Source organism: Vibrio sp. PSi01 (assembly GCF_054960695.1).
Map to the genome: position 1 here is coordinate 267,994 of NZ_JBHNYN010000003.1, position 23,786 is coordinate 291,779.

22 protein-coding genes and 1 other annotated feature are annotated in these 23,786 nt (G+C 43.8%); of the genes, 13 read left to right on the top strand and 9 right to left on the bottom strand.

From position 1 onward, the window contains the following. Positions 1-253: 253 nt before the first annotated feature. Entirely contained in the window at positions 254-2,617 is a 2,364-nt protein-coding gene (locus ACFI6G_RS06520; RefSeq protein WP_016789267.1) for a DNA polymerase II, read from the top strand. Between the two features lie 103 nt (positions 2,618-2,720). Here the strand turns inward: ACFI6G_RS06520 and ACFI6G_RS06525 are convergent, their stop codons facing one another. After that, positions 2,721-3,488, bottom strand: a complete 768-nt coding sequence (locus ACFI6G_RS06525) for a nucleotidyltransferase family protein (protein WP_016768367.1) — start codon at positions 3,486-3,488, stop codon at positions 2,721-2,723. 137 nt (positions 3,489-3,625) lie between these two features. Here ACFI6G_RS06525 and efpL point away from each other — a divergent pair, with 137 nt between their 5' ends. From efpL to ACFI6G_RS06540, 3 genes are all read left to right on the top strand, one after another. Then, entirely contained in the window at positions 3,626-4,195 is a 570-nt protein-coding gene (gene efpL, locus ACFI6G_RS06530; RefSeq protein ID WP_010438058.1) for an elongation factor P-like protein EfpL, read from the top strand. A gap of 10 nt (positions 4,196-4,205) precedes the next feature. Further along, complete coding sequence (locus ACFI6G_RS06535) at positions 4,206-4,535, top strand: HI1450 family dsDNA-mimic protein (protein ID WP_004741258.1); 330 nt, start codon at positions 4,206-4,208, stop codon at positions 4,533-4,535. A 147-nt stretch (positions 4,536-4,682) separates the two neighbouring features. Continuing rightward, a complete protein-coding gene (locus ACFI6G_RS06540) occupies positions 4,683-5,165 on the top strand; it encodes an RNA methyltransferase (RefSeq protein WP_010438051.1) in 483 nt (160 codons plus the stop codon). A 229-nt stretch (positions 5,166-5,394) separates the two neighbouring features. Here ACFI6G_RS06540 and rluB read toward each other — a convergent pair whose 3' ends face one another. From rluB to rnm, 3 genes are all read right to left on the bottom strand, one after another. Beyond that, positions 5,395-6,429 (bottom strand): 23S rRNA pseudouridine(2605) synthase RluB, encoded by a 1,035-nt coding sequence (rluB, locus tag ACFI6G_RS06545; protein WP_016768368.1) that lies wholly within the window; start codon positions 6,427-6,429, stop codon positions 5,395-5,397. A 160-nt stretch (positions 6,430-6,589) separates the two neighbouring features. After that, positions 6,590-7,210 (bottom strand): L-threonylcarbamoyladenylate synthase, encoded by a 621-nt coding sequence (locus tag ACFI6G_RS06550; protein WP_009848751.1) that lies wholly within the window; start codon positions 7,208-7,210, stop codon positions 6,590-6,592. 55 nt (positions 7,211-7,265) lie between these two features. Then, entirely contained in the window at positions 7,266-8,135 is an 870-nt protein-coding gene (gene rnm, locus ACFI6G_RS06555; RefSeq protein ID WP_016768369.1) for an RNase RNM, read from the bottom strand. 120 nt (positions 8,136-8,255) lie between these two features. Here rnm and trpL2 point away from each other — a divergent pair, with 120 nt between their 5' ends. The 8 genes from trpL2 (at position 8,256) to ACFI6G_RS06595 (ending at position 16,991) form a co-directional block, all read left to right on the top strand. Continuing rightward, the gene (gene trpL2 / locus ACFI6G_RS06560; protein ID WP_009848753.1) at positions 8,256-8,381 is read left to right on the top strand and encodes a tryptophan operon leader peptide; all 126 of its coding nucleotides are present in this window, start codon (positions 8,256-8,258) and stop codon (positions 8,379-8,381) included. Further along, positions 8,328-8,442 (top strand) — a sequence feature (Trp leader region). It overlaps the preceding gene by 54 nt. Positions 8,443-8,567: 125 nt before the next feature. Continuing rightward, the gene (locus tag ACFI6G_RS06565; RefSeq protein ID WP_016768370.1) at positions 8,568-10,157 is read left to right on the top strand and encodes an anthranilate synthase component 1; all 1,590 of its coding nucleotides are present in this window, start codon (positions 8,568-8,570) and stop codon (positions 10,155-10,157) included. Positions 10,158-10,159: 2 nt separating this feature from the next. Next, a complete protein-coding gene (locus ACFI6G_RS06570; protein WP_010438041.1) occupies positions 10,160-10,750 on the top strand; it encodes an aminodeoxychorismate/anthranilate synthase component II in 591 nt (196 codons plus the stop codon). Positions 10,751-10,759: 9 nt separating this feature from the next. Further along, positions 10,760-11,755, top strand: coding sequence for an anthranilate phosphoribosyltransferase (trpD, locus tag ACFI6G_RS06575; protein WP_016783870.1), 996 nt, complete (start codon positions 10,760-10,762; stop codon positions 11,753-11,755). A gap of 26 nt (positions 11,756-11,781) precedes the next feature. Next, on the top strand, positions 11,782-13,233 hold the full coding sequence (gene trpCF, locus ACFI6G_RS06580; protein ID WP_022570692.1) for a bifunctional indole-3-glycerol-phosphate synthase TrpC/phosphoribosylanthranilate isomerase TrpF: 1,452 nt from the start codon (positions 11,782-11,784) through the stop codon (positions 13,231-13,233). A 130-nt stretch (positions 13,234-13,363) separates the two neighbouring features. Further along, a complete protein-coding gene (gene trpB, locus ACFI6G_RS06585) occupies positions 13,364-14,554 on the top strand; it encodes a tryptophan synthase subunit beta (RefSeq protein WP_010438034.1) in 1,191 nt (396 codons plus the stop codon). Then, complete coding sequence (gene trpA / locus ACFI6G_RS06590) at positions 14,554-15,360, top strand: tryptophan synthase subunit alpha (RefSeq protein WP_016783868.1); 807 nt, start codon at positions 14,554-14,556, stop codon at positions 15,358-15,360. The genes trpB and trpA overlap by 1 nt, the downstream gene beginning before the upstream one ends. Positions 15,361-15,671: 311 nt before the next feature. Further along, complete coding sequence (locus tag ACFI6G_RS06595) at positions 15,672-16,991, top strand: dicarboxylate/amino acid:cation symporter (protein ID WP_371956731.1); 1,320 nt, start codon at positions 15,672-15,674, stop codon at positions 16,989-16,991. 167 nt (positions 16,992-17,158) lie between these two features. Here the strand turns inward: ACFI6G_RS06595 and ACFI6G_RS06600 are convergent, their stop codons facing one another. The 5 genes from ACFI6G_RS06600 to hisC form a co-directional block, all read right to left on the bottom strand. Further along, entirely contained in the window at positions 17,159-18,466 is a 1,308-nt protein-coding gene (locus ACFI6G_RS06600; RefSeq protein WP_065100216.1) for a TRAP transporter large permease, read from the bottom strand. Positions 18,467-18,487: 21 nt separating this feature from the next. Beyond that, on the bottom strand, positions 18,488-18,967 hold the full coding sequence (locus tag ACFI6G_RS06605) for a TRAP transporter small permease (RefSeq protein WP_010438022.1): 480 nt from the start codon (positions 18,965-18,967) through the stop codon (positions 18,488-18,490). Positions 18,968-19,034: 67 nt separating this feature from the next. Then, positions 19,035-19,994 carry a TRAP transporter substrate-binding protein gene (locus tag ACFI6G_RS06610; RefSeq protein ID WP_010438019.1) on the bottom strand — a complete coding sequence of 320 codons (960 nt, stop codon included), beginning with the start codon at positions 19,992-19,994 and terminating at the stop codon, positions 19,035-19,037. A gap of 692 nt (positions 19,995-20,686) precedes the next feature. Further along, complete coding sequence (locus ACFI6G_RS06615) at positions 20,687-21,460, bottom strand: ABC transporter substrate-binding protein (protein WP_010438016.1); 774 nt, start codon at positions 21,458-21,460, stop codon at positions 20,687-20,689. Between the two features lie 10 nt (positions 21,461-21,470). Next, entirely contained in the window at positions 21,471-22,589 is a 1,119-nt protein-coding gene (gene hisC, locus ACFI6G_RS06620; protein WP_016783865.1) for a histidinol-phosphate transaminase, read from the bottom strand. Between the two features lie 182 nt (positions 22,590-22,771). On the opposite strand from hisC, the gene ACFI6G_RS06625 reads away from it, so the two are divergent. After that, entirely contained in the window at positions 22,772-23,659 is an 888-nt protein-coding gene (locus tag ACFI6G_RS06625; RefSeq protein ID WP_010438010.1) for a LysR substrate-binding domain-containing protein, read from the top strand. Positions 23,660-23,786: the final 127 nt, after the last annotated feature.

Here is a 23,786-nt window from a genome sequence, read left to right on the forward strand (position 1 = left end):
ATAAATAAGCCAACTAAAACAATAAGCTTTTGGTTAAAATCAACTAGTTAAGACAACACCCAATAAAATTACACAAGACAAAGATATTTTCAATAACATTAAATCACCATTCGCGACAATTTCGGTTATTTGCTTATAGAGTCCCGTTATTTACAACGATTAACTAGAATTTAGTGACTATTTCTGCCGTCTATTGTGCGTAAAGGATAGCTAAATGGTAGTATTCGACTCCCCATTTCAATAGGTTACTACATTGGATATTCAGCAAGGATTCGTACTCACAAGACAAGCAAGAGACTTTTCAGGGCGTACTCAAATCGATTTATGGCTAAGTACTCCCCAAGGCCCTACTTTGCTGACGATTCAAAATGAAAAACCTGTGTTCTTTGTCGCTCAATCTGACGTGCAAGCATGTCAGGCGATTGCGACTAAAGAAGCTATTGACTGCCAATTTAAACTACTAGAATTGGCCACTTTTGAGCAAACGCCTCTGGCCGCGTGTTATACCTCTTTATCGAGAAGTAGCTTCGGTTTAGCGCAAGCCTTTCACAACGACGAAATCCAGACTTTTGAAAGTGATGTTCGATTGGCTGACCGATATTTGATGGAACGCTTTATCAAAGGAAGTATCGAGTTTACTGGGGCTGCCATCCAAAAGAACAAACATCGTAGAGTTTCTAATGCAAAGTGTAGATCAGGCGATTACTTACCTAACTTGTCAGTAGTGTCACTTGATATTGAATGCTCAGAAAAAGGCGTGCTTTATTCCATTGGCTTAGACAGCCCGATGGACAGCCGAGTCATCATGGTCGGCGAACCACAAGAAGCAGACACCAACATCCAATGGGTTGTCAACGAAAAAGTGCTGCTTGAAGCGATGATAGCTTGGTTCTCGGAGTTTGATCCTGACATCATCATTGGTTGGAATGTCATCGACTTCGATTTTAGGCTTCTGCACAAACGAGCTGAATGGAATGAGGTAAAACTCACTATTGGTAGAGACAACCAACCAAGCTTCTTTCGCAGTTCTGCACAAAACCAGCAAGGCTTTATTACCATTCCCGGGCGCGTTGTCCTAGATGGCATCGATATGCTAAAAACGGCAACCTATCACTTTCGCTCTTGGTCTCTTGAATCTGTATCCCAAGAGCTACTTGGTGAAGGCAAAGACATCCATAACGTTCACGATCGCATGGATGAGATCAATCGGATGTTTAAATTCGATAAACCTTCACTCGCCAAGTACAACCTTCAAGACTGTGTGCTCGTAAACCGCATCTTTGAACACACTCACCTACTCGACTTCGCGATTGAGCGTTCTCGATTAACCGGTGTAGAGCTGGATCGTGTTGGTGGCTCAGTGGCAGCATTTACCAATTTGTACATGCCTCAGATACACAGAGCGGGGTATGTCGCGCCTAACTTAGAGCCGGAGAACTGGATTGCGAGTCCCGGCGGTTATGTGATGGATTCGATTCCCAACCTGTACGACTCAGTTTTAGTTCTCGACTTTAAAAGCCTGTATCCATCAATCATCCGCTCTTTCTTGATTGACCCTATGGGGCTGATTGAAGGGTTAAAGCTGGAACTAGGCCCAGGAGAAAACCAAGCGGTCGAAGGTTTTAGAGGTGGTCAGTTCCACCGTTCTAAACACTTTCTGCCAGAAATGATTGAGAACCTATGGGCAGCACGTGATGTGGCTAAGAAGAACAACGAAAAAGCATTTTCTCAAGCAATTAAGATCATCATGAATTCATTTTATGGAGTGTTGGGGTCTTCAGGTTGTCGCTTCTTCGATACTCGCCTGGCGTCATCCATTACCATGCGTGGTCATGAAATCATGAAACAAACCAAAGTTCTGATTGAAGACAAAGGCTATCAAGTTATCTACGGTGACACCGATTCAACCTTCGTGTCTCTGAATGGCAGTTATGACCAACAGCAAGCCGACGAGATTGGCCATGAATTAGCGGCTTACATCAACGATTGGTGGACGAATCACTTAAAAGAAACCTACAACCTGACTTCTATACTCGAATTAGAATACGAGACTCACTATCGCAAGTTTCTTATGCCGACCATTAGAGGCTCTGAGACAGGGTCGAAGAAACGTTATGCAGGCTTGATCAATCAAGGCGACCAAGAGAAGATCATCTTCAAAGGGCTTGAAAGTGCGCGAACCGATTGGACACCTCTCGCGCAGCAATTCCAACAAACTTTGTATGAAATGGTATTTAACGATCAAGACCCAACGGACTATATCAGACAATTTGTCGATGAAACCTCTGCTGGTAAACACGATGATTTACTGGTGTACCAAAAGCGCTTACGCCGCAAATTACACGAATACCAAAAGAACATTCCACCACAGGTTCGCGCAGCAAGATTAGCAGACGAGATCAATGCTCAGCTTGGTCGCCCTCTTCAATACCAAAACAAAGGACGTATTGAGTATTTGATTACTATGAGTGGTCCTGAGCCCAAAGAGTATTTAAAAAGTGGCATCGATTATCAGCACTATATCGACAAACAAATCAAACCGGTTGCAGAAGCAATTTTGCCGTTTATAGGACTGGATTTTGAAAGAGTTAGCGGGCAGCAGCTAGGTCTGTTCTAGATTGAATCCTCTTCCAAAGTGGTCATTGAAGCAAAAAAGCAGAGAAGTGCTGTGTTACTCAGCCCACTCTGCTTTTTAGTATTCATTGGGAGGTTACTAATCTCTATCCGATACGAAACTCAGTTTTTTGATATTGCTTAACCAGCCATTCCCCAAAACCATCAAGAATCCCTATTACCGAACGTTTAGGAATCGGTTTACCAGAAAGTAAAATGCCTAACCTGTGGATTTCGACGTCTTTATCTGGGTGATACTTCAAGAACTGTTGACCACACTCTATTGGGTCATCGAACCAATATTTGTCACGATACATCACCAAAGAATAACTCGCTCGCAGTAGCTTTTTAGCAATGACCACTTGCGCGGCCACTTGTTGTTCTGGCGTTGTTGCTCGGGCGATCTTATTGCGATACACCGCTAACCAGTTTTCCGCATCCATATTCCAGTGCTTAGCGATTTCCCAACTTGTTTCAAAATCACCATAACAATCCGATAAGTCTTCACCATGCACGCACACAGCTAAATGTTTCAGCATAAAGCCCCATGTGAATATGTTGTCGAAATCAACGATCTCGCTCACCAAGGTGGTTTTGATCGCCACTTGTGTGACCTGAGGGAAGCTCTTTTGAAAACGCCACTTAATGGTGTTTAACAACGTGGTTCGTTGGTCTGGGAAAGGACGATGAGTAACCACAACAACATCAAGGTTCGACCGACCGACGACGGCTTGCTTACGCGCTACACTGCCATAAATATAGACACTGTGTAGATTAGAACCTAACCCACCTTTTAGAAAGGTAATCAGATCGTTAACCACAGGTTGGAATTCAGGTTGAAAAGGCTGTGTTGGGTCAATAACAGGTAGCTGCATAGGTCGTTTCGGTAAATAAAATAATGATTTAACTGTCTCTCTATGATCGCTTAGGTGACTTTATGATTCAAGCTATTCCTATTTATAGCGTCTACGAGATATAATCACCGGATAGACCCAATAAGGACAAACACAAAATGCCTAGAGCAAGTGAGATTAAAAAAGGTTTTGCGATCAATGTTGATGGTAAAACAATACTCGTAAAAGATATCGAAGTAACAACACCAGGTGGCCGTGGTGGTCAAAAGATTTACCGCTTCCGAGGTCACGATGTAGCAACTGGCGTTAAAACAGAAGTTCGTCACAAGGCTGACGAAATCGTTGAAACTATCGACGTGACTAAGCGTGCAGTGATGTTCTCTTACGTTGATGGCAACGAGTACATCTTCATGGATAACGAAGATTACACACAATTCATCTTCAACGGTGAAATGATCGAAGACGAACTGCTGTTCATCAATGAAGAAACGCAAGGTATGTACGCTATTCTTATCGATGGTAACGCAGCTACTCTTGAGCTTCCTTCTTCAGTTGAACTAGTAATCGAAGAAACTGACCCTTCAATCAAAGGCGCGTCTGCTTCAGCTCGTACTAAACCAGCTCGTTTATCTACCGGCCTTACTGTTCAAGTTCCTGAATACATCGCGACTGGCGACAAAGTTGTAGTGAACACCGCTGAACGTAAATACATGAACCGCGCAAGCTAAGATACTTATTATGACCGAAGCTAACGACCTTATGTCTTACGACGATGCAATTGATACTGCATATGACATCTTTCTAGAGATGGCACCTGACAATCTTGAACCTGCAGACGTGATTCTATTCACAGCGCAGTTTGAAGATCGTGGCGCTGCAGAACTTGTTGAAACTGGCGATGATTGGGTTGAACATGTTGGCTTTGAAGTCGACAAAGAAATCTACGCTGAAGTGCGCATTGGTCTTGTGAATGAAGCTGATGACGTTCTAGACGATGTATTTGCTCGCATGCTAATCAGCCGTGACCCAGAACATAAGTTCTGTCACATGCTGTGGAAACGCGACTAATACCACTGTCGACGCTCATCTGCATGAGTAAACAAGTATTCATGTAAGCGAGTTAAAAGTTAGCCGAGCCGATTGCTCGGCTATTTTTATCACGCTATCTCCCATCGTGATTACTCACTTTCATCATCAACTTTAGATTCACTGATTATGACCAAAGCAAAAACAGACACACAATCAAAAGGCTACGCCTGCATTGGCCTAGTTAACCCAAAGACACCTGAAAACGTAGGCTCAGTTATGCGAGCGGCTGGCTGCTACGGCGCCAACTCTGTGTTTTACACCGGCACACGTTACGACCATGCGCGAAAATTCCACACAGATACCAAAGAAAAGCACCTAGCGTTGCCTTTAATTGGTGTTGAAGAGCTAAAAGATATTATTCCAGTAGGCTGCGTGCCTGTTGCTGTTGATCTGATTGAAGGTGCTAAGCCTCTGCCTGATTACAAGCACCCACCACGCGCGTTTTACATTTTTGGTCCAGAAGACGGCACGCTAAAGAAAGAGATCACCGATTTCTGTCGTGACACGATTTACGTTCCAACTAACGGCTGCATGAATCTAGCGGCCTCTGTGAATGTTGTGCTCTACGACCGATTGGCGAAAGGCGATAACTTCTCGAATCACAAGTAAATAGAACGAGATACGAAGAGATTTGTAGCTTCACGCAAGAAAAGCGCAAGGCGCAAAGCACAATTGCTGTCGATTACTTCTGCGCTTTTCTCTACTCGATTACTCGCATCCCGCATCTTTTATTTCTTCTAGACGTAAAAAAACCTGCTCAATGAGCAGGTTTTTTAGTATTCAGTATTTTCAACTAATAAAGCTTTAAGCTTAAAAACTGAAGTAACTACTTGCGTAATTACTGACGTGTTCTTGGCTTAGCTGGTTTAGCCGGACGTCCATTGTTCAATTTAGGCTTGCTCTTGTTAGTCTGAGGCTTGCCTTTGCTTGCTGTTGGAGTGCTACGACCTGATTCTGGAGTTGTAGTACCGCGAGTTGCAGGCTTCTTACGCTTAGTCTGGTTACTACGGCCTTTTGGTGCATTTGCACGCTCTTCGTGACGCTTAACAGCACGACGAATTTTTTGGCTACGAGAACGCTCACGCTTACGAGAAGTATTTGAAGGATCAAGATCCAACAATGTTTCTTTCTCTGGATTTAGCTCAACCAACTGACGTAGGTAGTTAACTTCTTCAAGGTCTAGCTCTTTCCAACCGCCGCGAGGCAGTTTCTTATCAAGGTAGATATCACCGTAACGTACACGTTTTAGACGGCTTACTGTCGTTTCTTGTGATTCCCAAAGACGACGAACCTCGCGGTTACGACCTTCGTTAATCGCTACGTAGAAAGTATGGTTCATACCTTCACCACCAGCGTAAACCACATCTTCGAAACGAGCCATGCCATCTTCTAGTTCAACGCCGCGCACAAGGTTCTTAACCTTCTGCTCGTTCACTTCACCAAATACACGTACTAGGTATTCACGTTCAACCTGACGGCTTGGGTGCATTAGGCGGTTTGCAAGTTCACCATCAGTAGTGAAAAGCAAAAGACCCGATGTGTTTGCATCAAGACGACCAACTGAAATCCAACGAGAACCACGGATCTTAGGTAGACGATCGAAAACAGTACGGCGACCTTCAGGATCGTGACGAGTACACAGCTCACCTTCTGGCTTGTAGTAAGCCAGCACACGACAAACTACTTCTTCAGAAGCTTTACCAGTAATAGTGTGACCATCGATACGAATCACTGAGTTCTCGTCTTCAAGACGCTCGCCCAGTTTCGCAACTTGACCGTTAACACTTACACGACCAGATTTGATTAAACCTTCTAGTTCACGACGAGAACCGTGACCAGCTCGCGCTAAAACCTTCTGTAATTTTTCGCTCATTTACTCTTTTCTACCTAATTGTCGTCTTCACAGACGTCGAATGAATTTTTTCGCGACCAAATCGCGGTCGCGTATTATCGCAAATAACCTGCCAAAAAGCACTTGTTATTTACTCAAGCAAGTTTGCTGTTTCGTTACAGACTGTTAATCAGTAACGCTATTATTCAAACGGTGCTGGATCGCCGGCACCACGACGTAAAACAACGGCGTCATCGTCGCTGAAGTCAATAACTGTGGTTGGTTGCTCACCTAAGTAACCGCCATTCAAAATGACATCAACCGCATGCTCTAGGCTGTCACGAATTTCTTCAGGGTCCGATTCAGTTGTCTCGTTCCCCGGAAGAATCAGTGACGTCGACATCAATGGCTCGCCCATCGCTTCCAACAAGTCGAGTGCAATCTTGTTGTCTGGGACACGAATCCCAATCGTTTTACGCTTGGCGTTCATCAGACGCTTTGGCACTTCTTTGGTTGCTTTAAAAATAAACGTGTAAGCACCGGGCGTATGCGCCTTAAGCAGGCGGAATGCGACGTTATCTACTCGTGCGTACAGAGACAATTCAGAAAGATCACGGCATAACAACGTGAAATTGTGTTTGTCATCGATTCGACGGATCTTACAGATACGTTCAAGTGCTTGTTTATTTTCAAGCTGACAGCCCAGCGCATAGCCGGAATCTGTTGGATAAACCACCACACCGCCATTGCGAATAATCGCAACCGCCTGGGTAATTAAGCGTGCTTGTGGGTTATCTGGATGTACATAAAAAAACTGGCTCATTGTTGATCCTCGTTATCGAATCTCTCGACTCTATCATCAGAAGGAGCTGGTTCACCTAAATACTGTCATCGGTATCAGATGGTGGAACCGTTTGAAACTCCCAATCTTTCCATACTTCTTCGACCCCAGAAGGTAGCCAGAGATTACGTCCAAGTTCCATCCACGGGGATGGATAATGGAAGTCGCTGCCTTGGGAGGCTAATAGTTTGTATTGTATAGCATAATCCGCAAGTGTGCGTCTTTCTTGTTGTGCTTGTTGAGGTTGAGCCACTTCCATAGCGTCACCTTTTGCTTCAACAAATGCGGCTAACAAACGCTTAACCCACTTTGCTGTAAGGCCATATCGCGCAGGGTGTGCTAATACAGCCTGTCCGCCGGCTGCATGAATTGCCGTGACAGCATCGCTCATAGAGCACCAAGTTGGCGGCACGTAGCCTGGGTTATTGCGAGTTAGAAACTTTTTAAATACCTGCTGCATGGTTTTCGCATAACCGTTATCAACTAGCCACTTAGCAAAGTGAGCGCGAGTAATCGGCGCATCACCAGCAATCAACTTAACCTCATCGAGAACCCCTTCTCGGGTCGCTTTCTCAAGGCGCTGAGCAATCATCTCTGCACGTCCGACACGGTGTTGCTTCTGTTGTTCAATTAACGCTTTCAATTCTGGTGATTCAGGATCGACGTTTAACCCAACAATATGGATATCTTTGTTTTGCCAAACGGTTGAGATCTCGATGCCGTTAATCAACTGAATAGGAAGATTGTTATCAGCAATATAGCTGCGTGCTTCTGCAAGCCCATCAGTCGTATCATGATCTGTAATCGCTAACGCTTCGATGTTAAAGCCTAGCGCTCGGTCAATCAGTTCAGGTGGAGTAAGTCGGCCATCTGAGGCTGTTGTATGACTATGTAGATCAATTCTCATATATTCTTTTTCATTGTTTTCAATTTTTATCGTTATATTTGTGTCAACGCACTTGACCTGCAAGCACAAAACTAGTTAACTAGTACACAAATACGAAGTATCACATTTGATAGGTTCACTATGTTACAAGAATTTAACCAAAACCATAAAGATAAAGTTTTAGAACTTTCTTCAGTAGAAGCAAGTTCAGAGCTTAATTGGTGGCGCACTTGGACAAGTTCTTGGTGGGCTAACGTGTACTTCTAGTTAAACAGTTTGTTTATAAAAAAGTTATCACTAAGCCCGCTTTCATAGCGGGCTTTTTAATTTGTCGAACATCTCACATTCAACTGACTAACAAATCAACGAATTGACCATATTCTAGATTGGGTGAACAGTATCTTTATGCGACTATGTACGACAGGAAATTTAAAGAATCATAAAGGAGGTCTTGTGAACAAGGCCATTGAAATCAAAAAGCTGGGAACCATTGAGGTCATCAATTCTTCCGTTCCTTACTCGCAAGATCCAACCAGCGTTTTTCATACTTTGTGTGAAAACAAAACAGACAGTCTGTTGTTGGAATCTGCTGAGATTGAATCTAAACAGAACCTGACAAGCCTACTCCTTATCGACTCTGCTGTTCGCATCGTATGTCGCGGACATGAAGTAACCTTTCAAGCATTGACTGAAAACGGTCAAGCGCTTATCGAACACCTAACTCAAAATGTGAAAGCAGAAATTAAATCTGACCTGACTGATAACGTTTTGACGCTGACTTTTATCGAGCCAAGCAACGAAGTAGATGAAGACTCACGTTTAAGAGAAGCCTCTTCATTCGATGCTCTACGTTTAGTGCAGCACAGCTTTGAGCAAGACGCAGATAACAAACACGCACTATTCATGGCGGGCTTATTCGCTTATGACATCGTGGCGAACTTTGAACCGCTAGGTGATGCTGAAGCAACCAACAATTGTCCTGACTTTGTCTTCTACGTAGCTGAAACACTATTGCGTTTCGACCATCAAGAGAACGAAGGCCTACTTCATGCGAGCTTGTTCGCTCAAGATGACAGCATCAAAGTACGGCTAACTGAGCGCTTAGCCGACATTCAAACTCAGTGTCAATCACTGAAAGCCATCACAGAAGTAACACCGCTCAACAACGTTGAAGCGGTACCAAGCGTTTCAGATAAAGACTTCTGCCAAACGGTTCGTGACTTAAAAGAATACGTAGTAAAAGGTGACGTATTCCAAGTGGTACCTTCACGCCGCTTCACACTGCCTTGCCCTGCTCCACTGGCTGCTTACAAAGAACTCAAGCAAAGTAACCCAAGCCCTTACATGTTCTACATGCAAGACGAGCTGTTTACTCTGTTTGGTGCTTCTCCTGAAAGTGCTCTGAAATACGAAACAGAAACTAATCAAATCGAGATTTACCCAATTGCCGGTACTCGTCGCCGCGGTAAGCGCCCGAATGGCCAAATCGATTTCGATCTAGACAGCCGTATTGAGCTTGAACTGCGCACCGACAAGAAAGAAAACGCAGAACACATGATGCTAGTAGACCTAGCGCGTAACGATGTGGCTCGTATTGCTGAAGCAGGCACTCGCCACGTAGCAGACTTGCTAAAAGTAGACCGCTACAGCCATGTGATGCACTTGGTTTCTCGTGTTGTAGGTCAGCTACGTGAAGATTTAGATGCCCTACACGCTTACCAAGCTTGTATGAACATGGGTACGCTAACGGGCGCACCAAAAATCCGTGCAATGCAGCTTATTCGTGACGTAGAAAAAACGCGCCGTGGTAGCTACGGCGGTGCAGTCGGTTACCTAACCGGCGAAGGTACTTTAGATACTTGTATCGTAATTCGCTCTGCTTACGTTGAAGATGGCATGGCACAAGTACAAGCAGGCGCGGGCGTGGTGTTCGACTCTGACCCACAAGCAGAAGCTGACGAAACTCGCGGCAAAGCTCAAGCGGTCATATCTGCGATTCAAGCAGCTCATACTAAAAACCTAACAAGTAAGAAGGAGTCGTAATCATGGCTGATATTGTATTCATCGATAACTTCGACTCGTTCACTTACAACCTTGTAGACCAGTTTCGTTCATTAGGTCACAGTGTGAAAATTTACCGTAACAACATTCCTGCAAAAGTAGTTGAAGCGGCGATCAACGAACTAGACAACCCTGTTGCACTGCTTTCGCCAGGCCCTGGCGCTCCGGCTGATGCGGGCTGCATGCCTGAGCTGATTCAGCTACTAAAAGGCAAAGTGCCAATGATTGGTATTTGTTTAGGCCACCAAGCGATTGTTGAAGCCTATGGTGGCACCGTTGCAGGCGCAGGCGAAATCATTCATGGTAAGGTGTCGATGATGGAACACCAAAACCATGCGACTTACCAAGGCTTACCTTCGCCGCTGGCTATCGCTCGCTACCACTCTTTGGTGGCAACGCATGTATCCGATAGCCTAACAGTGACCGCTGAAGTCGATGATTTGGTCATGTCTGTGGTTCAAGAACAAGACAAGGTGTGTGGATTCCAATTCCACCCTGAATCAATTATGACAACTTACGGTGCAACGCTTCTTGCGAACGCTATCGAATGGGCTCTTGAGAAAAAGACGATATAGGAAACGATCATGGAACAGATTAATAAACTTTACGAACAGCAGTCTCTTACTCAAGAAGAAAGCCAACAGTTATTTGATGTGATCATCAAGGGTGAGCTCGATCCAATCCTGATGGCTTCTGCACTGACTGCACTTAAAATCAAAGGCGAGACGCCAGACGAAATTGCTGGCGCGGCGAAAGCACTGCTTGCCAATGCAAACCCGTTCCCACGCCCTGATTACGATTTTGCAGACATCGTAGGTACAGGTGGCGACGGTCATAACACCATTAACATTTCGACGACTTCAGCATTCGTTGCAGCCGCTTGTGGCCTAAAAGTCGCGAAGCACGGTAACCGCAGTGTATCAAGCAAATCAGGCTCTTCTGACCTACTGGATTCGTTTGGCATCAACCTAGCAATGACTGCGGAAGACACGCGTACGGCTGTCGATGAACTTGGCGTCGCATTCCTATTTGCTCCGCAATACCACGGTGGCGTGCGTCACGCGATGCCTGTTCGCCAAACCATGAAAACACGTACTATCTTCAACATCCTTGGCCCACTGATTAACCCTGCTCGCCCTAACATCGAGCTAATGGGTGTTTATAGCAAAGAGCTTGTACGCCCTATCGCGGAAACCATGCTGCAAATGGGCATGAAGCGCGCGGCGGTTGTTCACGGTAGCGGACTTGATGAAGTAGCGATTCACGGCGAAACCATCGTTGCTGAAATCAAAGATGGTGCAATTCACGAATACACAGTGACACCGGCAGATTTTGGTTTAAACACTCACCCTCTTGAAGCTATCAAGGGCGGCGAGCCAGAAGAGAACAAAGCTATCACAACCGATATCCTGACGGGTAAAGGCACTGAAGCCCAAGTTGGCGCAGTAGCCGTGAACGTTGCTTTGCTGATGCGCCTATTCGGTTACGAAGATCTAAAAGCCAATGCACAGCAAGCGATTGACGCAATGAACTCTGGCAAAGCATACGAGCTTGTACAAAAGCTTGCTGCACATGCCTAATGAACGACGGAGTTGAGACAAAGAACATGACACAGACTACCGATAAACTGTCGACCCACGTTTCAGTCAAAGAAGCTGAAATGGCGGAAGTATTAGCAAAAATCGTTCGTGATAAATACCAATGGGTTGAAGCGCGTAAGCAGACTCAACCATTAGACGAGTTTAAGGCGTCACTAACCCTAACAGACCGCAGCTTTTATGATGCACTGAGCGGCGAACAAACAGTTTTCATCACTGAATGTAAAAAAGCATCTCCGTCAAAAGGGCTAATCCGTGACGAGTTTGACTTGGATTACATTGCATCGGTTTACAACAACCACGCAAACGCAATTTCAGTTCTGACAGACGAGAAGTACTTCCAAGGTGACTTTGAGTTTTTACCAAAGGTTCGCAGCATTGCTAAGCAACCTATTCTTTGTAAAGACTTCATGGTTGATACCTACCAGGTTTACTTAGCTCGTCATTACTCAGCTGATGCTATCTTATTGATGCTATCGGTATTGAATGACGAAGAGTACCAAGCACTTGCTGAAGTCGCTCACTCGCTAAACATGGGTGTACTTACCGAAGTCAGCAACGAAGAAGAGCTTCATCGCGCTGTCGCTTTAAAAGCAAAAGTGATAGGCATTAATAACCGTAACCTGCGTGACCTTTCGACGGATCTGAACCGTACTAAAGAGTTGGCTCCGCTGATTCGCGAACTGGCTCCAAACGCAGTCGTGATTTCAGAGTCTGGCATCTACACACATCAACAAGTTCGTGACCTTTCAACGTTTGCAGACGGCTTCCTAATCGGCAGCTCTCTCATGGCTGAAAAGAACCTTGAACTGGCCGTTCGTAAAGTAACGCTGGGCGAAAACAAAGTGTGTGGTTTAACTCACTCTGACGATGCCGCGAAAGCGTATCAAGCAGGCGCAGTATTCGGTGGTTTGATTTTCGTTGAAGCGTCTAAGCGTCATGTGGATATCGAGGCAGCTCGTTTAACCATGAGCGGCGCACCTTTGAACTACGTGGGTGTGTTCCAAAATCATAGTGTTGCTGACGTTGCTAACACAGTTTCTGAACTCGGTCTGTTTGCGGTGCAACTGCACGGTGATGAATCTCAAGCGTTTGTCGATGAGTTAAAACAATCTCTACCTGAAAATGTTGAAATTTGGAAAGCTTACGGTGTTGCTTGCAGTACTGAAAACGGCGCTGAAAGTGTGCTACCAGAATTACTTCAAAGCAATGTGACTCGTCACCTGCTAGATACTAAAGTGGGTTCTCAAACGGGTGGTACTGGTCAAGCGTTCAATTGGAGCCTAATCAACAACCAAAGCGCAATCATGTTAGCGGGTGGCCTAAACCCAGAAAACGCTAACCAAGCGGCTAAGTTGGGCTGCTTAGGATTAGACCTAAACTCTGGCGTTGAATCCGCTCCGGGTAAAAAAGACGCAGACAAACTGCAACACGCCTTTGCAGCGATTCGTAATTACTAGTCCAAGCTCGGCTCTAGGAATTAGAAAGCAGAAACTAAAAACATATTTGTGAGCTTTGCTTTAGCGAAGCTCAAACAAGATTAAATGACTTGGTGTGAAGACACTCCAATAGAATTGAAGGAATAACACAATGGCTAAACTCGATGCCTACTTCGGTGAATACGGTGGTCAATACGTACCGCAGATCCTAGTGCCAGCACTAGACCAACTAGAACAAGCATTTATCGATGCACAAGCCGATCCTGAGTTCCGCAGTGAATTCATGACGCTTCTGCAAGAGTACGCAGGTCGTCCAACGGCACTAACGCTAACGCGTAACCTGACTAAAGGTACAAAAACTAAACTGTACCTAAAGCGTGAAGATCTACTTCACGGCGGTGCTCACAAGACAAACCAAGTTCTTGGCCAAGCATTGCTAGCAAAACGTATGGGTAAGCAAGAAATCATTGCTGAAACAGGCGCAGGCCAACACGGCGTTGCAACAGCTCTAGCGTGTGCTCTGTTAGGCCTTAAGTGTCGCGTTTACATGGGTGCAAAAGACGTTGAACGTCAGAGCCCGAACGTATTCCGTATGAAGCTGATGGGCGCAGAGGTTATCCCTGTTCATTCTGGTTCTTCAACGCTAAAAGATGCATGTAACGAAGCGCTACGTGACTGGTCAGCAACTTATGAAGACGCTCACTACCTGCTGGGTACTGCGGCTGGCCCGCACCCATTCCCAACGATTGTTCGTGATTTCCAACGCATGATCGGTGAAGAAACGAAGAACCAAATTCTAGCTCGTGAAGGTCGCCTTCCTGATGCCGTTATCGCTTGTGTCGGCGGTGGTTCAAACGCTATCGGCATGTTCGCTGATTTCATTGAAGAAGAGTCTGTTCGCCTAATCGGTGTTGAGCCTGCTGGTAAAGGTATTGATACCGACCAACACGGCGCGCCACTTAAGCACGGTAAAACGGGTATCTTCTTTGGTATGAAAGCACCATTGATGCAAGATGAGAACGGCCAAGTAGAAGAGTCTTACTCTGTTTCTGCGGGTCTAGATTTCCCATCAGTTGGTCCTCAACACGCGCACCTAAATGCCATAGGCCGTGCTGAATACGACAACGTGACCGATGACGAAGCGCTAGAAGCGTTCCAATTGATTGCACGTAAAGAAGGTATTATCGCAGCGCTAGAGTCATCTCATGCTGTGGCTCATGCTGTTAAAATGGCTCACGACGACCCAGAGAAAGAACAGCTATTAGTGGTTAATCTATCTGGTCGTGGTGACAAAGACATTTTCTCCGTACACGACATTCTTAAAGAGAAAGGAGCATTATAATGGATCGCTATCAATCACTCTTCACTCGCTTAGCTGAAAAGAATCAGGGCGCATTTGTACCATTCGTAACGGTTGGCGATCCTAATCCTGAGCAGTCTCTTAAGATCATGGAAACACTCGTTGAAGCGGGTGCTGATGCACTTGAGCTTGGTATTCCATTCTCAGATCCACTTGCTGATGGCCCAACAATCCAAGGCGCAAACATTCGTGCTTTAGATTCTAAAGTAACGCCAGATGTGTGTTTTGATCTTATTGGTCAAATTCGCGCTAAATACCCAGAGCTACCAATCGGCCTACTGATGTACGCGAACTTGGTTTACGCACGTGGTATAGAAAATTTTTACGAACGCTGCGCAAAAGCAGGTATCGATTCAGTATTGATTGCTGATGTACCAACCAACGAAAGCGGAGAGTTTGTTGCTGCAGCGAAGAAGTTTGGTATTCACCCAATCTTTATTGCTCCGCCAACAGCAAGCGATGAAACACTTCAGTCAGTATCTGAGTTAGGTGGTGGTTACACTTACCTACTTTCTCGCTCAGGCGTAACTGGTGCTGAAACAAAGGCAAACATGCCAGTAACGGCGCTGCTTGACCGCTTGAACAAGTTTGACGCGCCACCAGCATTGCTTGGTTTCGGTATCTCGGCACCAGAGCAAGTAAAAGAAGCCATTGAAGCAGGCGCTGCCGGTGCCATCTCTGGCTCAGCTGTCGTGAAAATCATTGAGAGTAACGTAGAACAACCTGAAGAAATGCTAAAAGCATTAGCTGAATTTGTTACACCAATGAAAGCTGCGACGCAAAAATAATAAATAGACTCCCACTAGTGCGATAATTTGCGCTGTGGGAGTTTTTCTCCGAGAACACGCCCAAACCCTCTAAATTGTTAAATTTATGCTAAAAACAACACTTCATACAAACCTGTAGCACATCTATAACACCTCACCAAAACATCACTATTATTTATAAAAAATAATGGCAAACTAAAAAGCAATCGTTTGCCTTAGTGCAAAAAATCATCAAGTGACATTTGATTACTGCTTTTTGATAGACTTTCACATCCGCTCATATTGATAAATGTAAAGGATACGTGTAAAACTCTTCACGAAATAATTCGCCAATGGTACATCGTACATTGGTGGGTAGTTCTGGGATTTTTATATTTAGTAGCACAGAGGTTATGGAAGTGTTAAAAGAAAAGAGTTTACTAAGCAACATCGGCGTTCAAGTAGTTATTGCAATGATCATCGGTACCCTAGTCGGAGCGATGATGGGTGAGAGTGCAACAATGTTCGCTCCACTGGGTGCTATCTTCATCAATTTGATCAAGATGCTCGTTATCCCTCTAGTAGCAGTTGCACTAATTTCAGGCGCTGCTGGCTTAGGCAATAGCTCATCTGCAGGTAAAGTTGGTGTAACTACACTGGGTTACTTTGCACTAACATCTGCACTTGCTGTAGCACTAGCACTTGTTATGGGTGAAATATTCGAACCAGGTCGTGGTATCGATGTGACTGGCGTTGAAGGCATGTTCTCTTCTGAATACGCTGCGAAGGGCGAACTTCCAACGTTCTGGGCAACCATCACTGGCATGATCCCTACCAACGTTTTCCAATCACTGAATGAAGCAAACATTCTGCAAATCCTAGTTTTCTGCTTGTTCTTTGGTATTGCGATTTCTAAACAAGCAAAAGAGAAACGTGACCCAATCATCAATGGCGTAAACGCGATTGTTGACGCTATGGTTTGGATGATCAACAAGGTTATGATCATTGCACCACTTGGCGTATTCGGCCTAATGGCAGAAGCAGTTGGTACATTCGGTTTTGGCGCACTAATGGTTGTGTTCAAACTTTTCGTCGTGTACATCGCTGCGATTCTGATCTTCGGCTTTGTGGCTTACCCACTGATGATTCAAATCTTCACTAAGACTTCTGCGAAGAAGTTCCTCGTTGCAATGAAGAAGCCTCAAGCGGTTGCACTATCAACAGCCTCTTCAATGGCGACACTACCAGTAACAATGGAAACGGTAGAGAAGGAACTTGGCGTTCGTAACTCAACGGCTTCATTCGTTCTTCCTCTAGGTGCGACGATCAACATGTCTGGTAACGCAATTTACTACGGCCTAGTTGCTATCTTCTTCGCACAGCTGTTCAACATCGACCTGTCTATGGGTGCTTACGTTGCTATCATCGTAACCTCTACGTTAGGCGCAGTTGGTCAAGCCGGTGTTCCAGGTCCTTCTTTCCTAGTAGTTGCGGTTCTTCTAGCGGCTGGTATCCCTATCGAAGGTCTACCTCTGTTGTTCGCTCTAGACCGTATCTTCGACATGATCCGTACTGCTCTGAACATCACTGGTGATGCAGCATGTGCAGTCATCGTTGACTCTCTGATCGAAGACGAAGTACAAGAAGCTGAGCTAAAGAAGCAACAAGCTTAATTAAAAGCCAATCGGCTTAATCGTAAGTTAAGCAAATTAACAATGATGTCTTTTAATAAATAAAACCGCCTTCATTGAAGGCGGTTTTTTAATTTTAAATAATCAGCAGTCCCTGAAAATCACTCGTTAACTTTCGGTATAGAACTGTCACTATTTATTATCTGCCATTAGTTTATTAAACCAAATGCGCGAGGCAACGCTAAACTAATTTCAGGAATGAACGTAATAGCCAGCAATGTGACGATCAATACGGCACAAAACGGCATGATACTTCTTATAACATTCTCAATCTTGGATCCACTGACACTACAACCTACAAATAGCGCGGTACCAACGGGTGGCGTTGCAATACCAATACATAAGTTGAAGATAATCATCATCGCGAAGTGAATTGGGTGCATACCTAAATGTTCAGCAATCGGCATAAAGATAGGGGTAAAGATCAATACGGCAGGCGTAAGATCCATAAACATCCCCACAATCAGTAGAATCAAGTTCATCAGGATAAAAATGATGATCGGATTATCTGAAATAGAGAGCATCCAATCACTGATCATTGTTGGTAGACCGGTAAAAGCCATAGCCCATGACATGATGGTTGAAGCACCAATCAAGAACAGCATGATACCCGTGACCTGAACGGTTTCTCTACAGATTATCGGAAAATGCGCCCATTTGAGGGTTCGGTAACAGAGTGACAGAATAAAAGAGTAAAGAACCGCTATACATGCCCCTTCTGTTGCAGTGAATATACCACCAATAATACCGCCAATAACAACAACAATAAGCCCTAAGCTTGGCGTTGCTTGCCAAACAATATTCAACACATCTTTCGTTGTGAAGCCGTCATTCGCACTTGTTTTGTAGCCTTTCTTTTTAGCAATGAAATAGGCTACGACCATACAGCTCAAGCCCATTAAAATACCTGGGACATAACCCGCGATAAACAGAGCCGCGACAGATGTTCCGCCCGATACCACTGAAAATACGATCAATGAATTACTCGGCGGTATCAATAATCCTGCTGGGCAGGATGCAACGTTTACTGCTGTTGCTAAATTTTTATCATAACCATCTTTTTCTAATTCAGGGCCTAAGGTTTTACCCACTGCTGCTGCTGCTGCAACGGCGGATCCTGAAACAGCGCCAAACATCATATTTGCAAAGATGTTAACGTGAAAAAGTGAGCCAGGGATCCAACCAACCAAGAGCTTTGCAAGGTTGATAAGCCGACTAGCGATACCACCCACATTCATTATATTGCCAGCGAGGATAAAGAAAGGGATTGCTAATAAACTGAAACTATCAATACCGGTAATAATTTTTTGACCCGCAGTAATACTGGCGACTTCAAACGGCAAAATGAAATACATGACCGTTAAAGATGACATGGCAATTGCAATCGCAATCGGCATGCTTATCGCGATCATGAATAAGAATAGGCCTAACAGCCAAACACCAATGGACAAATCCATAATATAGAGTCCTTTTAAAACTTACTTTTTGTTGGGTTCACAAAAAAGATCAAACGTATTCATGACCAAATAGATGAGGATAATAACGGCTGAAATCGGCAATATTGAATAAACCGTCGACATCGGTAATTGTAATGCTGGAGAGAGTTGTTGCGTGGTTCTTCCCATTAAAGCGATGCCACCTTGAAGCATGGCTAAAGAGACAAACGAACCAGAGATCACATTGATAAGTACTTGTAATGCGATATGTGCTTTACCCTTAAGATAACCATCCAATAACGTTATTGCTAAGTGTCCTTTGATACCGAATAAATAACTTGCTCCTAATAAGCCAAGCCAAACCATCGCATAACGAGCAAGTTCATCAGTCCAGTTGCTTGGGTCATTCAAAACATAACGACTAAAAACCTGCCAAGTAACTGTAACGACAAGTAACATTAATGCAAAAGAAGAGACAAAAAGAATCAACCTATCAAGTAGGTTTCTGAAAGTTGCTAACATGGTGTGATACCTCAAAAAATTTTGCCTTAGCAAAGCCAAGGCAAAATTATATTTTCACTAATACTGATTAAAGAGCTTCAATTTTTTCAATGAATGGAGCTAGTTTTGGATCTTTTTTCGCTTCATCAATCATAGGTTTAACAGCAGCGCGGAAAGGGGCTTTATCAACTTCAACAAACGTTACGCCTTCTTTCATTCCTTTCTCTTTGTTCATGTCATCTGTTGCGTCCCAGATTTTAATCTGCTCTTCAAGAGACTCTGCTGCTGCTTCTTTTAAGATTTTCTGCTCTTCTGCAGTTAATGAACCCCATTTATATTCTGAAATAATGATCACATCAGGTGTCATCATGTGCTGATCCATAGAATAAAATTTAGCGACTTCACTGTGTTTCATTTCAACTAAACTAGAAATATTGTTTTCAGCACCATCAATTACGCCTTGCTGAAGTGCTGTGTAAACCTCATTAAAAGGGACAGGTGTCGCTTTACCACCTAATAGGTTCACCATTTCCATCATGGTTGGAGAACCAGGGACTCGAACTTTCATGCCAGCAAGATCGGCAGGTGAGTTAATTGCTTTTTTAGCGTAGAAGCTACGTGTACCTGAATCATAGAATGTAAGACCAATGAAGCCTTTACCTTCACTTGAAAGCAACATCTCTTGTGCAGCTTCACTTCGCATGAACGTTCTCATGTGTGGAACATCACGGAATAAGAAAGGCAGTGCATTAACTTTAAAAGTTGGTTCAAAAGATTCTGCTAATCCACCGTTGATTTTAGCCATATCAATCGCACCGGTAACAACTTGCTCAGCTTGGTCACGTTCAGAGCCTAGTTGACCGTTTGGGAAGATCTTAATCGTAAGGTCACCATTCGATTTTTCTTTAACCTTATCAGCCATGATCACCATCCCTTGGTGAGCCGCGCTTTCTAATGACATTGCATGCCCTAAAGTCAACGTTTTTGCTTGAACGCCAAATGCCATAAGAATTGATGCCGCTGTAATCGTCAGTAGGTGTTTTTTCATGTTCTTCTCCAGAATCCATTTTTGTAAGAGGTACAGTTTGTATATGGCACGTTATAGCTGAGCTTGAAATCTAACGTTCAATTGCATATCGCTCATAGCAGTAACGTTTCATTACAATATTCTTACCCTTATGATTTTTGTATTACAATACGATGTGAAAATAATGTGGTCTGAAGCTCATTAATCAACCAGAGAGATGGTTTGATTGTGATATCAATCATACTTGCTATACCACCCTGTCATTTAGATCGTAAAACGACCTAATTTAGCGCTAATTTTTAATTTTCGTTGATTTTTAAAGCAGACACAAAAAGCCTTAGTTACAAATAGCACAATATCTTTGTGTTATTTTAAGACTTAATTTGTACAGGTTACCTAGAGATATGGCATAAGTTGGAAAGGTCTCTAACTAGAAACAAGTGAGTTAGAAATAGCTTGAAATAGAACATAAGTTGAAGATTAAGCTGAAAAAGTACTGATTTAAACTGACTATTCGAGCCAGAGTTAGCATTCCGTAACAGAGCAACAGAAGACGTCTTGCCATATTTGACTATCCATACTTAACCATATAGATAGAATAGAAAATCCGAGGGCCAACTTGCCCTCGGATTAAGCTTTCGAGAAGAAGGTTTCAATCAACTGAAACCACCCCATTCATTATGTTGGATCTAAAAAAGCTGTCTGATCTTTGGCTATAAATCACTGCCATAGATATCAAACGTGAAGTACTTGGCAGCAATTTTGTCATAAGTACCGTTAGCTCTGATCTCTTCAATCGCAACATTGAATTGATTAGCTAGCTTCGAATCCTGCTTTCTAAGTGCTAACGCAGTACCCTCACCGATATAGGCTTTATCCGTTACGGCTTTACCCTTGAATTCAAAACCCTCACCTTCTTTCTTATCTAAGAAAGCCAGTGAAAGTTGATCTGAATTACCAAAAGTCACATCTAAGCGACCATTTTGCAGGTCCAAATAAACTTCATCTTGCCCAGTGTAACGCTTGATGTTTGCGACATCCCCAAACTTGTCGGTTACGTAACGATCGTGAATCGTTCCTTGCTGTACTCCAATAGTTTTACCATCGAGACCTTGCTTATCAATATCAAACTTTGCACTTTTGGCTGCAACAAACACAGCGGGTGTTTGGTAGTACTTATCCGTAAACAATATTTTGCTTTTACGTTCTTCGGTAATGCGCATAGACGCCATAATCACATCTGACTTTCTTGCTAATAAGCTAGGAATTAATGAATCCCAGCTTTGCGAAACCCAAGTACACTCTAATTTTGCCTGTTCACACAAGGCGTCAGCTATTTCAATATCAAAGCCAACAGGTACGCCTTCGCTATTTTTATAATTGAATGGCGGATACGTAAAATCTGACGCCAAACGGATTTCTTTTGCCTGTACAGTGGTACCAAGTAAAGCGGCCGCACAAGCGATTCCTAGTATTATCTTTTTCATCATTGCCATCCTAGATATGATTTTTATCAAGTTGAAATTGAGGTTCTTGAGATTGTTGTTTCTGTTGTAACTGTGCTTGGTAGCTTGCTAGTGACGCTATAACTTCAGTCATACTCTCAGGGCTACCAATAGTGATCCGAACACAGTTGCGTAATGCAGGTTCATGGTTTTGGTTCCTGGTCACAATGCCATCTTTCGCCAATACACTGAACACTTCATGCCCTGGCTTTTGGCGTAATAAAATGAAGTTGGTCGATGATGGATAGACATGTTCTATGAAATCAAACTGCGTTAACTCGTCAGCAAATCGGTCACGTAACTCCACAAGCTTTGAAGTTGCATCTGACATCACCAAGATTCGTTCAGCGGATAAAGCCTCCAATACAATTTGAGAAGAGCAATCAGGCATTGGGTAAGGCGGAATAAGCTTAGCGACATACTGCATCACATTTTTACTCGCCAGAATAAAACCACAACGAACAGCTGCTAATCCAAACGCTTTCGACAAAGTACGAATCACCACTAGATGAGGATAACGCTCAATAAGGCTCACCGCCGACGTCTGAGGTTCAAATTCAATATACGCTTCATCCACCACCACCAAAGATTTACCTTCGGTTCCCTCAAGCACCTGAATCAAATCTGATTTAGGAATCACGTTACCCGTCGGGTTATTTGGTGAACACAGAAAAACAATATTTGCTCGATCGGCTTTTTTGACGATATCAGCGACATCTAGGCTAAAATCTTCCTGTAATGGGGAGTCGAGTGTTTCAATCGCCAATGCGTCGGCACAAAATTCATACATCGCGTACGTTGGGGAGCAAATCAGTATATTATCGCTCGCTGGTTTGCAGAATGTTCTGATCAGCAAATCAATCGCTTCATCTGCTCCTCGAACGGCTAAGGTCTCGGCATCAGTTCCACAATAAGCTTGGTAAGCCTTGGCAATATCTTGCGGAAAAAAATCTGGATAACGGTTATAACTAGTCTCGTTTTGAAACAAAGCGCTTTCCAACTCGTTGGCATTTAACCAAACACGTCCGTCACCACCAATTCTTCTTGCCGATTGATAAGGTATTAATTTTTTTACAGCCTGAGGCACTAAGTTGTCAATAAATGATGTCAAAGAACTATCCCTTCCACTCAATCACAATGTCTTCACCACTTGCCTTCATATTCAAAACAGATGCGTTATACACATATTGAATCACAAATGATGAGTAAGTATTTGCATTCAAACAGAACACTATTGATAAATGAATCGAAATAATTACATAATAGCCATGATTAAAATTCATAGGTATAGACATGAATAACACGTTGCCTTCAACTAAAACCTTGCTCGCCTTTCTGTCAACGGCAAGGCATCTCAACTTTACACGCGCGGCACATGAACTCAATGTCACGCAAGGCGCGGTGAGTCGGCAAGTTTTGACGTTTGAAGAAAATCTTGGGTGCGACCTTTTCTATCGTCATGCTCGGGGGTTGTCATTAACACCCAAAGGAGAAGAACTGGTTCCGCTCATCCAAGATACAATTCAGCGACTGCAATCCGCACTGAACCAAGTGGCGAGTTCCCCTTCCAAAATTAAGCTAAACGCACCGAGTTGCATTACCTCTTGGTTGCTACCAAAACTGATGTCTTTTCAAGAAGCCTACCCTGAGATTGATGTTGAGCTCACTTCTACCATCAAGCATGTTTTTGAGCCAAGTTTTGACCCGTTCGATGCCGTGATTACCTATGGCAAGAAGCCGAGCCAACAATCGATCGTCAGCCAGTTATTGTTCAACGAGCAACTCGCACCCGTCTGCCAAGCGCAAAGCATCAAACCCAATCACCTTACCAGTGGTTCCTCTTCTCTAATCAAACCGCACCAACTCGCTCACTACACGTGGTTACACGCCAACAATGAACAAAGTGATTGGCGACTTTGGTTGGAGCACATAGGAAGTCATGACCTTTCGAGCAAGAATAACCAACAGTTCGCAACACTCGATCAAGCGATGAATGCAGCTATTCAAGGATTTGGAATTGCGATAGGCGACATCACGCTTGCCAAGCAAGATATTGATTTAGGCAGATTAGTCAAAGTGAGTGAAGACAGTGTCTTTTCAGGAAATGGTTACTTCTTAATTCAGCCCAAGAATCGCCAAAATGTATCCCTAACTACATTGGTCGAGTGGCTTGTCGGTTAACAACGGGGAAATTGCCAAGCTCAAAGACCATAAGGCTTCAGTAAAGCGTCATAATGAGAATGACAACGTTCTCAAAATAAAACTATTTTCCGTCAGCGACGTATTGTTTGGTTGAGAACAGAATTAG